Source organism: Nocardia sp. SSK8, from assembly GCF_037034205.1.
Lineage (GTDB): Bacteria > Actinomycetota > Actinomycetes > Mycobacteriales > Mycobacteriaceae > Nocardia.
Map to the genome: position 1 here is coordinate 341,032 of NZ_JBAGKD010000006.1, position 12,734 is coordinate 353,765.

The following is a 12,734-nucleotide window of genomic DNA, read 5'->3' on the forward strand; positions in this document are numbered from 1 at the left end:
CGGGTCGGTAGGACTCGGGGCCTTCTCAGGGGTGGCCTATCGTTGCCGGATGACCAGGATGGCTCCGCGCGACGCGACGATGTTCTGGCTGTCGCGGCGTAGCGCCAACGATGTGTTCCTGCTCTACGTGTTCGCCGAAACCGCAACGGCCACCGGCGAACTCCGCGCTTTCGTCGCCGCGCGTTCCGCGCGCATTCCGGATCTGCGGATCCGGGTTCAGGAGATACCGGGCGATCTCGACTATCCACGCTGGGCGCCCGCCGAATTCACGCCCCAGCAATTCGTGACCCATCCGGCCGACGGTCCGGCATGGCATACCGTGCTGGACCGGATCGGCGAACTTCTGGGTACCGGTGTCACCGCGACCGAACATCCCTGGCGTCTGCATGTCTTCCGTGGGGTGCGCGGGGCGCCGCGCTCGACCGGGCCCGCGCTGGTCGCGGTGTTGCAGGTCTCGCACGCCCTGGCTGATGGCACCCGTGCCGCCGCGATCGCCCGCGCCCTTTTCGGCCCTGACGAAGTTGTCCACAGCAATTCCCCACGCCCTGTGGATAACTCGAGCATACCCCGGTCACGACCTGCGAAAATCCTTGCACAGGCTGTGGATTCCTGTGGACAGATCTGTGGATGGACGCGTACAGGCTGGCCCGCGAGTGTTCTTGGCGCCCTGCGTTTTCCCCAGCAGGTCATCAAGACCACCCGCCGTGGCCGCGCCGCCCACCTGGCGCAGCGCGCACTCGCCGACCGGACCGCCGCGGGCGAAGTACCCACGGCCGCACCCGGCTTCACGCCCGGCCCGCTCAACCCCGCCACGACCGTCGCCGCCGACGGGCATCGGGTCCGGTTGCTGGTCGTCGACTCCGCGGACCTACGCATCCCCGGCCATACCGTCACTCTCGTTGCCCTGACCGCGATTTCGGTCGCGCTCGCGTCCTATCTCGCCGAACGCGGCGCAGCGCCAACCCGTCTCGGGGCCGCGCTACCCATGGCCGTCCCCGCCGACGGCCCCGCGCGCAACAACTATCGCGGCCTGTCGATCGACTTGCACATCGACGAACCGGACCTCCGCACCCGCGCCGCCCTTATCGCCGACGACCTCGCCGCCCGCCGCGAGCGCGCACTCAATCCACTACAGGCCGTGCGGAACCGTGTGGGGGAGACGGTGCCCGCCGTCTTCGCCGTGCGCGATGTGGCCAACGCCGACCTCGACACCGTGCCACCCGAGATCGACGGCAACACCGTGGTCTCCAGCGTCAACCGCGGCGCCGCCGACCTCGCCTTCGCGGGCGCACCGGTGCTGTTCACCGGGGGTTTCCCCGCGCTGGGCACGGTCATGCACCTGACCCACGGCGTGCACGGGATCGGCGAAACCGTCACGCTGTCGGTGCATTCCGATCTCGCGGCGGTTCCGGATCAGGACCGCTATCTCGCCTTGCTCACCGAATCCCTGACCACCGTGATCGCCGCGCTGCGCTGACGTCTGCCCGCCCTGGCCAGTTCGATGCCGATGGTCTGCAGGGCCGAATGCAGCGCGGTCGCCGGATCGTTCCCGGCTGCTTCGCCCTCGATCAGGCCCTCGACCCGGAACGGGCAGCAGTACCCGGTCGCGTCCGGCTGCGGATGACCGATCTCGATGAGCGGCTCGTCGCGCGCGGGGGACAGGGCGGTGGCCAACGCGGTGTCGGCGGCGCGCGGATCCTGGCGGCGGGTGCCGAGCACGGCCTGCGCGTGGATCCGCTCGTACCACTCGACGACGGTGGGCGGAGCAGCGCGCGTGCCGGTTTCGTAGTGGCCGAGGGCCGCCCGGCTGTAGGGCACCCGGGTGGCCAGCGCGGTCAGTGAGAGACCGGCCTCTTCGCGTAGTGCGCGCAGCCGCGCTCCGGTCGCGCTGCTGTGGTTCTCCTGTGCGCCCCGACTGGACATGGACCCATCGTAGAGAACTGTAGACGTTTGTAGACGCTTTTTGCTGTCCAAAAGGTCTTGACGGCGACCATACTTTTCTGTGGCGGCTTCGTCATCACCATACCGCGCCACCCGTGCAAGTACTGACTCGTTCGGAGGGGACAGATGGATATCTATGTGTGGATCTTCGTGGGGCTGTTGGTTTTCGGGGCGCTGACCCGCTACCTACTACTGATGCCGCCGGACGAGCCCGCGCGGCCCAGCGTCTACGACATCGCGATGCGGATTCAGGCCGAGCGCGCGGTACCCGGCCACGCCTCGACGGTGCCGTCGGTGCGGACCAGTTCCGACAGGAGCTTCTCGGCATCGGATTTCTCCCTGGCCAGCGCGCTCCAGCCGCGCACGAGCCCGTCGACCCCGGCCTTCGTGGTCCAGGAACCGACGGCGTGAGCGCCTTGGGGATGCAGCGAGTAGTAGATGACACCGACCGGGAAGGCGATATCCATGCCGCGGACCCAGCCGGTGAGCGCGTCACCGTCCCAGACCCGCATCTCGCCGCGCACCTGCGCGACCGGGTCGTCGGTCGCCGCCGGGGCCTCGGCGTCGCTGTCGAGCAGGAGGTGGTCGCCCTCGTGCCGGATGGTCACCGGCGCTATCTCGACTTTTTCGCCGGAGTCGGCCGGTTTCTGCCTGGCGGCCCACCACCGGCCCGCCAGGTCGACCCGATTGTCGACGATCCCGGCGAGCTCGGCCAGCGAGATCCGCAGCGCCTCGGCCAGCCGGATGGCGACCGGCAGCGTGGGCGACTGCTCCTCGGATTCGTAGCGGGTGATCTGCCGCGAGCTCACCCCGATCGCGGAGGCCAGCGCGGGCTGCGACAGCCCGAGCAACCGCCGCCGCTCCTGGATCACCTTCCCCGTCCCGGTGTTCATACAGACATCGCCTCCATCGCCGGCCCCTACCGTCACACCCTGCACGACCCATCCGCACCAGACCCGCCGACATCGCGCGCCGCGGCCCGCGCCCACGAAGACCACTGGCGCGCCGCGCATGCCGACTGCGTGGCCGATTCTCCCATTTCTTCGTTGCGGCAGGCCCGTTTCGTGCTGACTCAGCACGACGGATGCGGACCGCGGTGTCTACAGCACCTCGCCGCGACGGCCTACAGCACCGGCCTGATCGAGGACATCTGAGCGCGGACCGACACGTTGACGAAGTCGTTGCGAGACGATGAACAGCCCCGATGCGCTACTACCGTCGAGGTATGAGCGCGGACCCACTGCCCGATGGCGAGGGCGACACGATCATCGAAACCCCAGGTGGGCGCCGCTGGTGGATGTTCCGGCGTCCGTTCCTGCTGCCCTCACAGCGCGCCACAGCCGACAATATCGTCGCCGCGCCCACCCCGCTCAAGCCGATCGATCTCACCGATGACGCCGAGGTGTCGCAGGTGCTGGATCTGGCCGTGCGGGTGGGCGAGGTGGTGCTGGCGGCGGGCACCAGCGTCGGGGACACCTCGGCGCAGGTGCGCTTCATCGCCTCGACCTACGGTCTGGACAAATGCGATATCGATGTCACCTTCGACGCGATCCGCATCTGGGCCGACCGTGGGCTGAGTCTGCCGCCCGCCAGCGATATGCGGGTGGTGAAATACCGCTCGCTGGACTTCACCCGGCTGGCGGCGGTCGACCGGTTGACCCGACGGATCCGCAGCCAGGTGGTCCCGGTCGACCAGGCGCACGCGGCGCTCGACGAGATCGTGTCGCTGCGGCACCCGTATCCCCGCTGGGTGTCCACGGCGGGCTGGGCGCTGCTGGCCGCCGCGATCGCGGTGCTGCTCGGCGGCGGGGCGCTGCTGGCGGTGATCAGTTTCGCGACCACCGCGCTGATCGATGTGGTGAACCGGGCGCTACACCAGCTCGGTCTGCCGATCTTCTTCCAGCACATCGTCGGCGGGATTCTCGCCGCCGCGCCCGCCATCGCGCTGGCGGCGATCAGCGACGACTGGCGGGCCGAGGCGGCGCTGATCGTCGCGGCCGGAATCACCGTGCTGCTCAGTGGTTTACAGCTGGTCGGTTCGGTGCAGGACGCCATCACCGGCGCGCCGATCACCGCCGCGGCGCGCATGCTGGAATTGGTGATGATGACCGGCGGCATCGTCGCGGGTATCGGTCTGGCCCTGCGGGTTTCGGTGCTGCTCGGCATCCCGGTGCCGGAGATCGCGGCCAACGCGGGGCGAGACACCGGGTATCTGGCGGTCACGCTGCTGGCCGGTGCGGTGGCGGCGATCGCCTTCGCGCTGGCCTGTTACGCCGAGCGCCGGGCGCTGCTGGCGGCCGGGCTCAGCGGCGCGGCGGGCACGATAACCTTCCTGCTGGCCCAGGACATCGGCTTCGGTCCGGTGATCTCCTCCGGCATCGCGGCCATCCTGATCGGTATGGCCGGTGGTCTGATGGCCCGCCGGGCGCTCACCCCGCCGCTGGTCGTGGCGGTCGCGGGCATCACCCCGCTGCTGCCCGGCCTGAAGGTGTATCGCGGGCTCTACGCCCTGCTCGAGGACGAGACCATTCTCGGGTTCAGCCAGCTGCTCGGCGCGTTCGGCGTGGGGTGCGCGCTGGCCTCGGGCGTCGTCCTCGGTGAGTGGTTCGACCGATTGCTCAGCCGCCGCGGCGCGCCCCGCGACTTCGACCCGACCTACACCAGCGACCGCTAGAGCTGGGCCAGCGGACGCGGCCCGTCGGCGGCCGTCTCGGCCGGGGCCGGGTCCTGGACGCGGGGCTTGCCCGCCGCCCAGCGCATCTGGCTGCGCGCGGCGGGCGCCTCGGTGGCCGCGGGGACCACGAGCAGCGCCAGCGCGGCGCCGTTGCTGCCGACCAGGTGCATGATGCGCGAGCCGGGTTCGGTCTCGGTACCGGATTCGGCCGCGTTCCAGTCGAATCCGAGGCGGGCGAGCTTGCCGATGCGCGGGCCGACCGCGTGCACCAGCTGGTGCAGCTCGGTCATCGGCTGGTCGGTCCGCGGCCACCAGGCGCCGTCGATCGGGCCGGTGGTGCTCTGGTGGTCACGCAGCATCAACCGGATCGGCCCGGCCGCGTCGCGGCCGATGCTCGTTTCAGGTGCTGTATTCACTGACTAGGTTTCTTTCTGAGTTCTGGGCGGCCGATGACGAACGCGACATCGACCGGCGCACGCCGTCCGGTGGACGGGCGCGATGGATGGGTACCCACTTCACTGTGTCGGCACGCACACTTCTGCCGAAGGGGGCGACAGGGCGAAGGGGTGTGGTGGGGGTCTCCCGCACTGTCGGGCCCACTCTACGGGTGCGCACCGACAGATCCACCGATTAAACGAACAGGGCCCCGACCGGCGAACCGATCAGGGCCCTGCTGTGGCGGAGGATAGGGGATTTGAACCCCTGAGGGCGTTAACCCAACCCGCGTTCCAGGCGAGCGCCATAGGCCACTAGGCGAATCCTCCGTGGAGCAGCATAGCGGGTGGCAGGGGGCCGATGCCAAACCGGCCCCCGCTTCACCGTCGTGACCTGCTACTTCTTCAGTGCGGCCAGCACCTTGCGGACCTGGGATTCGGCTGCGGTGGCCAGGGCGGACTTGTCCACGTTGCGCATGCTCTCCACCTCGATCTCGACCTTGACCGAGATATTGCTGTCGTGCGCGGCCACCACGTAGGTGTAGTCGTCGGGGATCGAGCTGTAGGTCTGCTCCTCGTAGGCGTAGTACGCCTCCGAGCCGAGACCGCTGACCGGGCCGTGGTCGTAGCCCTGGCCGGTGGTCCTGGTGTCGGAGCTCTTCCAGCGCGCGTAGTCGGACTCGTTCTCGCTCTCGGTCTTGAACTCCACCTGCAGGCTCAGATCGGCGCCGTTGGCGTCGCGGCCCGCGCTCTTGTTCTGCGCCGAGCAGTTGTAGGAGCCGCCGCCGATGTACTCGTAGGGGGCGTGCTCGGTGTGGGTGGTGGTCTGGCGGGTGCTCGACCACTGGTCCAGCACCGACAGGTCGACCAGATCGCAGGCGTTCTTGCCCTCGATGAACTCGTAGTCACCGGCCCACTTCGACGAATCCGGGCCGAGCGCGTCCTCGGCCTTGTTCGCGACGAAGACCACCAGCGCGATCACCAGCACGCCGACCAGCAGCACCGAGCCGCCCACGATCCACCAGACGGTGTTGTTGCCCGAGGACGGCGGACGTGGCGGCGTCCCCCACTGCTGCTGCGGTGCCTGGTAGGGCGCGGCGAACTGCTGCGGCTGCGGCTGCGGCGCGCTGACGTACGGGTTGACCGGCGGGGCGTAGGCATTGTGGTCGCCGGTGCCGGGGTAGGGCAGCGCCTGCGGCGGCGGGGTGTAGCCGCCCCCGCGCAGCACGGTGGGGTCGGCCTGGCCGGGGTTCGGCGCGTCGGCGCGTGGCTGCTCCCACCACTGCACGGTCGGATCGGACGGTGGTTTGTCTCCGCCGGGCGGCGGATTCTGGCCGGTCACTCGCGAACCCCTCCTGAGTTGGTCGGGGAGCTCCCCCCATTGCCGATGTCGCGCCGATCGTAACCAGTTCGTCGCGCGGACGCTTCGGCTATACGGCTTCGTACACTGGAGATTCGGGCCGCGCGGGCGGCGCCGGACACCGGAAGAGATGAGGTGGACCACATCGTGGGTGCCGCGCGGACTCCCCGCACCAGGTGGGTGAGCGAAGGGCTGGCGGTGCTGGCCGAATCGGGGATCGACGCGGTCCGGGTGGAGGTGCTGGCCAAGCGCATCGGGGTGAGCAAGGGCGGCTTCTACGGCTATTTCGCCGACCGGGACGCGCTGCTCACCGCCATGCTCGACGACTGGGAGACCAGGGCGGTGGCGAAGGTGCTCGCGCAGGTCGCCGAGACCGGTGATCCGAAGGTCAAGGCCAGGCAGGCCGGAATGCTGACCTTCTCCGGCGACCTGCTGCCCATCGACCTGGCCATTCGCGCCTGGGCCCGCCGCGACGAGGCCGTCGCCGCACGGTTGCGCCGGGTCGACAACGCGCGAATGGCGTTGCTGCGCGAGACGATCGGGCAGATCGTCGACGATCCCGACGAGATCGAGGCACGCAGTCTGCTGGCCTTCTGCGGCATCATCGGCGTGCACTTCCTGGCCGCCGACCACGGCGGTCGCGACCGCGCCGACGTGCTCGCCCGCGCCGCCGACCTGTTGTTCGACCCCACCGATCGCTAGTCGCGCCGACACCCGCTACACTGGCCGACGGATCCCGCGCGGCGCGCATCCTGTGAACTCCCCCAGGGCCGGAAGGCAGCAAGGGTCAACGGGCTCTGCCGGGTGCGCGGGGTCCCCTTATCTTTCGCCGGGTAACGTTGCGGGTACCCCACCTTGCTGCTTCGAAAGGCTGCCCAGGATGCCCCGGCAAACGCAGATCGGTTTGATGAGCCACGCGGAACTCGTGTCCGAGCACGAGTCCCAGACCGCGAACTACGCGACGCTCAAGACCGAGAAGCTCACGCTGGACCTCACCCGAGGTAAGCCCTCACCGGAACAACTCGACCTATCGTCCTCGCTGCTGGCCCTGCCCGGCGACGGCGATTACCGCGACGGCTCCGGCACCGACTGCCGCAACTACGGCGGCCTCACCGGCCTGTCCGAACTGCGCGCCATCTTCGGTGAGCTGCTCGGTATCCCGGTCGAGCAGCTGCTGGCGGGCAACAATGCCAGCCTCGAGATCATGCACGACGTCATCGCCTTCGCGATGCTCTACGGCACCCCGGACTCCCCGCGCCGCTGGGCCGCCGAGGAGACGATCAAGTGGCTGTGTCCGGCCCCGGGTTACGACCGGCACTTCGCCATCACCCAGGCGCTCGGCATCGAGATGATCACCGTGCCGATGAACAACGACGGCCCCGACACCCACGCCATCGCCGCGCTGGTGGCCGACGACCCGCAGATCAAGGGTCTGTGGGCGGTGCCGAACTACTCCAACCCCACCGGCGTCACCTACTCCGAAGAGGTTGTGCGCGAACTGGTGTCGATGAAGGCCGCCGCGCCGGACTTCCGCCTGTTCTGGGACAACGCCTACGCGGTGCACCCGCTCACCGACACCGCCGACCCGGTCCTGGACGTGCTCGGCATGGCCGCCGCCGCGGGCAACCCGAACCGGCCGCTGGTCTTCGCCTCCACCTCCAAGATCACCTTCGCCGGGGCAGGCGTGAGCTTCTTCGGCGCCGCGCAGGCCAATATCGACTGGTACCTCTCGCACGCCGCGAAGAAGAGCATCGGCCCCGACAAGCTCAACCAGCTGCGTCACCTGCGCTTCTTCACCGACGCCGAGGGCGTGCGCGAGCACATGCAGAAGCACCGCGCGCTGCTCGAGCCCAAGTTCGCGCTGGTGCGCCGGATTCTCGAGGACCGCCTCGGCGCGTCCAAGGTGGCCTCGTGGACCGAGCCCAAGGGCGGCTACTTCATCAGCCTCGACGTGCTCGAGGGCACGGCCGCGCGGGTGATCGCGCTGGCCAAGGAGGCGGGCATCGCGCTCACCGCGGCGGGCTCGGCCTTCCCCTACGGCAAGGACCCCGAGGACAAGAACATCCGCATCGCGCCCAGCTTCCCGCAGCTGCCCGAGCTGGAGAAGGCGATGGACGGCCTGGCCACCTGCGTCCTGCTGGCGGCTAGTGAAAAGCTGCTCGAGCTGTAATTTTGGAGCGCTGGCGCGCTCGAGTCGCGGCCCCTGGGGGGCCGCCGGTCAGCCACCGTTTCTTGCTCCTTCGTCGCCTACGAAACGGCGGCTGACCGGCGACCCGGCCGCGACCCGCCGCTGCGCGGCGGATCCCTCCTCGAGGTCGGGATGTGCGGGGCTGGGTCTGGGTGAGGTGCTCCAGGTTTACCGTTTGTGTGCCAGTACGCCGAAGAGGGTGACCGAGACGTGGATGTCGCCGCGCTCGGCGCCCGCGCGCAGGTCGGCGAGGAGTTGATCGCGGTCGGCGGTGGTGATGGTTCCGCGTAGTACCGCCAGGTCGGCGATCCGGCTGACCAGGGCGCCCGCGCCGACGGTGCGGTCCTGTACCAGGGCCTGCGAGCCGACCTCGTCGACGACCAGTCCGGCCCCGCTGAGCAGGCCGGACAGTCTGCGGCCGGAATGTGGGTTGGTGGTCGAGGAGATCAGGGTGTCGATCACGGCGCGCACCACTCGCGGGTCGCCGGGGTGCACGATGGCCGTGGCCCAATCGCTGTCGACCACCACCGCGCGCCCACCGGGGCGCAGTACGCGGGCGATCTCGGCGGCCGCCCTGGCCGGGGCGGTCAGGTGCTGGAAGGCGCGTTCGCACAGCACCGCGTCGAAGGCGTCGCCGCCGAAGGGCAGGCCGTAGGCGTCACCGGAGACGAAACGCGCGCCGGAATCGTGTTCGGTGGCCCGGCGCTCGGCGGAGGCCAGCAGGTTGGGGTCGGGTTCCACGCCGATCGCGGCGCCGGTGGGCCCCACCGCGTCGGCGAAGGCGATCACCTCCGACCCGGTGCCCGAGCCGATGTCGAGGGCGCGTTCGCCCGGGCGCAGCGCGAGCGCGTCGTGGCTCCAGGTGCGCAGGCTGCGCATTCCGGGCTGGGTGACCTCCAGGTCGTGGGCGTCGATGAGTTGGTCCTGGCCCGCTTGATCGAAACGGTCGGGACGGGGGGTGTAGTTGGTCATGGGTACCGCCATCATGAACTCAGAGGCTACTGGTGAAATGTGTCACGATGAATGTATGACTCTGTGTCTCGCGCAGGAACCCGCGGCCGACGAACTGCTGAGTAGCGACGATTTCGCGCTGCTGCTGGGAATGTTGCTCGACCAGCAGTATCCGATGGAACACGCGTTTCGCGGACCCTACAAACTCGCCGAGCGGATGGGCGGATTCGACCTGCGCCGCATCGCCGAGGCCGACCCGGCCGAATTCGAGGAACTCGCCGCCACCCCACCGGCCATCCACCGCTACGGCCGCTCGATGGCCCGCCGCGCCCAGGCGCTCGCGCAGTACCTCATCGAGCACTACGACGGGGTGCCCGCCAACCTCTGGACCAGCGGCGATCCCGACGGCAAGGAAGTGCTGCGCCGCCTGCAGGACCTGCCGGGCTTCGGCGCGCAGAAGGCCAAGATCTTCCTGGCGCTGCTCGGCAAGCAACGTGACGTGCGTCCCACCGGCTGGCGAAAAGCGGCCGGATCCTACGGTGACGAGGGCTCGCGGCGTTCGGTCGCCGACGTCGTCGATGCCGAAACCCTCGCCGAAGTCCGGGAATTCAAGAAACAGGCGAAAGCGGCCGCGAAAGCCGCCGGGTAATTCCCCGGTTTCGATCTGGCTGTTTTTATCCCTCGTCCGCGCGGCGGTTCTGCTCGAAGCTTGCTTCTCGAACAGCTCCACCACAGATGAGGGATTGGCAAGTTTATGAAGATGAGGAAGCTCGCCGTGGTTGCGGCGCTCGTGACCCTGGCGACCGGTGTCGCCGCGGGCACCTCCTACGCGGACCCCGCCGCCGAGGCCGCCGCGCCGATCAATTTCAGCGCCCAGGAGGTCAACGGCACCTCGGTGATCACCACCGACGCCGGTTCGCTGGTCGTCGAGGAGGGCGCCTTCAAGGTCAAGGCGGCCGACGGCACCACGGTGGCCGCGACCCCGCTGTCGTTCCGGCTCGACGAGTTCGAGCTGCCGATCGCGGCGCAGATCTCGGGCAACACCGCGGTGCTGACCCCGCAGCTCGACCCGGCCAAGGCCGTGTACAAGCCCGTCGCCCTGCCCTTCGAGGACAAGGCGCCGTGGAAGTCCGAGTACGACCGTGAGCAGGCGGCCTGGAGCCGGCTGACCTCCACCATCTCCCTCGGTGCCGCGGTCGGCACCCTGGTCGGTGGCCTCGGCGGCGGCGCCATCGGCTGCGTCCTGGGCGGTATCGCGGGCGCGACCGTGGCCTCGGCGACCATCGTCGGCCTGTTCGGTCCGTTCATCCCCGCGGCGGCCATCGGCTGCCTCGGCGGCATCCTGGCCATCGGCGCGCTCGGCACGCTGGCCGGTCAGATCCTGGTCACCGCTCCGGTGGCGATCGGCGCGGTGATCCAGTACGTCACCACGATCAACCAGCCCTTCACGGCACCGGCCACCAAGTAGCCCGGTTGTCGCGTCAGTGCCCTCTGCCTTCCGGCAGGGGGCACTGACGCGTATTGCGCGTGGGTCACGGTCGTCTGACCTGCGGTTATGGTGTGCCGAGCAGCACAATCCGCCGGTTCGGCTTGGATGGGTACGAATTCGGTGTTAGCTTGATTGTTATGTCCGGCAACCATTCCCTCGCTTCGCGGGTCACCTACGTGACCGCCGCGCTGGGTCTGCGTCTGCCGTTGACGCGCGAACTGTGTCGTTCCTGCCGCTGCAGCTGAGCCCTCTCGGCTCGTGTGCTGCCAAGCCACACGTGTAGGCAATCCCGTTGGGACAACGGGATTTCAGCAAGGAACTTCATATGTCTGCTCCCACCATCGACCGCCCCCTTTCCCGGGCGGGTGCCGGTCGTCCTCGTGTTTCCCGTCCGGTCGTCGCCCCTGAGCTGCGCCGCAGCGACAACCCGGCCGCCGCCGTACTGCGCACCGCCGCCTCCGGCCCGGTCTCGCGCGACAATGCCGCGCGCACAACGGGTCTGAGCATCGCCACGGTGAACCGACAGGTCGCCTCGCTGCTGGCCGCCGGACTGCTGCGCGAGCGGCCCGACCTCACCGCCGCGGGCGCGGTCGGCAGGCCGCGGGTGCCGTTCGAGATCGACCACGAGGCCTACCTGACCATCGGCATCCACATCGGTGCCGCCGCGACCAAGATCGTGGCCGCCGACCTGCGCGGGCGCATCCTCGGTGGACTCGCCATCGCGACCCCGCAGACCGGCCAGGAGTTCGCGGTCACCACGGTGGCCCGCAGCGCCAAGGCGTTCCTGCAACGCTGGCACAAGCGCACCCCGCTGTGGGCGGGCGTGGCGATCGGCGGCCGGGTCGACCCGCACACCGGTGTGGTCGACCATCCCAAGCTGGACTGGAAGGGCGCCCCGCTCGGTCAGGTCCTCGGTGACGTACTCGAGTTGCCGGTCTCGGTGGCCCCGCACGTGGAGGCCATGGCCGCCTCCGAACTGCTGCTGCCCACCTTCGACGCGCGCCGCCCCGAGCCCGACACCGAACTGCCCGCCACCCAGCACGGCAGCAGCCTCTACTTCTACGTCCGCGAGACCGCGGGCATCGCCGTCACCCTCGACGGCCGGGTGCACACCCCGAGCAACGGTCCCGGTTCCATCGCGCACCTGCCCACCGGCTCGGACGTGCAGTGCACCTGCGGCAGGCGCGGCTGCTTGGAAGTGACCGTCGGCGACCGGGCCCTGCAGGCCCGTGCGGTCGGCCGCGGCATCATCCCGGCGCACAACGGCACCGCGGGCACCACCATCGCCGATCTGTACCGGGCCGCGGAGTCCGGTTCCGAACCGGCCAGGGAGCTGCTCGCGGAACGGGCGACCATGCTCGGCCAGACCGTGGCCCTGGTGCGCGACATGCTCAACCCCGATCGGGTGGTGCTCGGCGGCCAGGCCTTCACCGGCTACCGGCCCGCCCTCGGTCACGTGGCGCGCGCGTTCACCCAGAGCACCCAGCTGCCGCCTACCGACATCAGGATCAGCGGATTCGGTGGCAAGGTGCAGGAATTCGCCGCCGTGGTGACCTCGCTGAGCGCGCTCTACGCCGACCCGCTCACGGCGATCCGCCGGGTGTAGCCGGAAACCCGCTGATCACGCGAGTACACGGGTAACTCCCCGGCCACTTCCCGGCTTCGCGCCGCAGGACGCGAGGCCGAGAGCTGACGGT

General features: G+C 69.5%; 12 protein-coding genes, 1 tRNA gene and 1 other RNA gene. 8 read left to right on the top strand and 6 right to left on the bottom strand.

Annotated features, from left to right (window positions below; all coding sequences use genetic code 11):
- The first annotated feature begins 49 nt into the window (after positions 1–49).
- Complete coding sequence (locus WA675_RS14720) at positions 50–1,477, top strand: wax ester/triacylglycerol synthase domain-containing protein (RefSeq protein ID WP_336084853.1); 1,428 nt, start codon at positions 50–52, stop codon at positions 1,475–1,477.
- Here the strand turns inward: WA675_RS14720 and WA675_RS14725 are convergent.
- Together WA675_RS14725 and WA675_RS14730 are read right to left on the bottom strand one after the other, a co-directional pair.
- Positions 1,423–1,923: a helix-turn-helix domain-containing protein gene (locus tag WA675_RS14725; RefSeq protein WP_336084854.1), complete on the bottom strand. Its 501-nt coding sequence runs from the start codon at positions 1,921–1,923 to the stop codon at positions 1,423–1,425. The two genes, WA675_RS14720 and WA675_RS14725, sit on opposite strands and share 55 nt — an antisense overlap.
- 266 nt (positions 1,924–2,189) lie before the next feature.
- Positions 2,190–2,834 carry a helix-turn-helix transcriptional regulator gene (locus WA675_RS14730; protein ID WP_336084855.1) on the bottom strand — a complete coding sequence of 215 codons (645 nt, stop codon included), beginning with the start codon at positions 2,832–2,834 and terminating at the stop codon, positions 2,190–2,192.
- A gap of 332 nt (positions 2,835–3,166) precedes the next feature.
- Here WA675_RS14730 and WA675_RS14735 point away from each other — a divergent pair, with 332 nt between their 5' ends.
- A complete protein-coding gene (locus tag WA675_RS14735; protein WP_336084856.1) occupies positions 3,167–4,615 on the top strand; it encodes a threonine/serine ThrE exporter family protein in 1,449 nt (482 codons plus the stop codon).
- Here WA675_RS14735 and WA675_RS14740 read toward each other — a convergent pair.
- The 3 genes from WA675_RS14740 to WA675_RS14750 all read right to left on the bottom strand — a co-directional run bounded on the left by WA675_RS14740 (position 4,612) and on the right by WA675_RS14750 (position 6,391).
- On the bottom strand, positions 4,612–5,031 hold the full coding sequence (locus WA675_RS14740; protein WP_336084857.1) for a DUF5994 family protein: 420 nt from the start codon (positions 5,029–5,031) through the stop codon (positions 4,612–4,614). The genes WA675_RS14735 and WA675_RS14740 overlap by 4 nt on opposite strands.
- A 260-nt stretch (positions 5,032–5,291) precedes the next feature.
- Positions 5,292–5,379, bottom strand: a tRNA-Ser gene (locus tag WA675_RS14745).
- A 67-nt stretch (positions 5,380–5,446) separates the two neighbouring features.
- Entirely contained in the window at positions 5,447–6,391 is a 945-nt protein-coding gene (locus WA675_RS14750) for a hypothetical protein (RefSeq protein ID WP_336084858.1), read from the bottom strand.
- A 153-nt stretch (positions 6,392–6,544) separates the two neighbouring features.
- On the opposite strand from WA675_RS14750, the gene WA675_RS14755 reads away from it, so the two are divergent.
- From WA675_RS14755 to WA675_RS14765, 3 genes are all read left to right on the top strand, one after another.
- On the top strand, positions 6,545–7,111 hold the full coding sequence (locus WA675_RS14755; protein WP_336084860.1) for a TetR/AcrR family transcriptional regulator: 567 nt from the start codon (positions 6,545–6,547) through the stop codon (positions 7,109–7,111).
- 26 nt (positions 7,112–7,137) lie between these two features.
- Positions 7,138–7,232: signal recognition particle sRNA small type (ffs, locus tag WA675_RS14760), an RNA gene on the top strand.
- 57 nt (positions 7,233–7,289) lie between these two features.
- Positions 7,290–8,579: an aminotransferase class I/II-fold pyridoxal phosphate-dependent enzyme gene (locus WA675_RS14765; protein WP_336084862.1), complete on the top strand. Its 1,290-nt coding sequence runs from the start codon at positions 7,290–7,292 to the stop codon at positions 8,577–8,579.
- 186 nt (positions 8,580–8,765) lie between these two features.
- Here WA675_RS14765 and WA675_RS14770 read toward each other — a convergent pair whose 3' ends face one another.
- A complete protein-coding gene (locus WA675_RS14770; protein ID WP_336084864.1) occupies positions 8,766–9,569 on the bottom strand; it encodes a methyltransferase domain-containing protein in 804 nt (267 codons plus the stop codon).
- Between the two features lie 55 nt (positions 9,570–9,624).
- Here WA675_RS14770 and WA675_RS14775 point away from each other — a divergent pair, with 55 nt between their 5' ends.
- The 3 genes from WA675_RS14775 to WA675_RS14785 all read left to right on the top strand — a co-directional run bounded on the left by WA675_RS14775 (position 9,625) and on the right by WA675_RS14785 (position 12,643).
- Positions 9,625–10,197, top strand: a complete 573-nt coding sequence (locus WA675_RS14775) for an HhH-GPD-type base excision DNA repair protein (protein ID WP_336084866.1) — start codon at positions 9,625–9,627, stop codon at positions 10,195–10,197.
- Between the two features lie 105 nt (positions 10,198–10,302).
- Positions 10,303–11,016 carry a hypothetical protein gene (locus tag WA675_RS14780; protein ID WP_336084868.1) on the top strand — a complete coding sequence of 238 codons (714 nt, stop codon included), beginning with the start codon at positions 10,303–10,305 and terminating at the stop codon, positions 11,014–11,016.
- 346 nt (positions 11,017–11,362) lie between these two features.
- Positions 11,363–12,643, top strand: coding sequence for an ROK family transcriptional regulator (locus tag WA675_RS14785; RefSeq protein WP_336084870.1), 1,281 nt, complete (start codon positions 11,363–11,365; stop codon positions 12,641–12,643).
- Positions 12,644–12,734 lie beyond the last annotated feature (91 nt).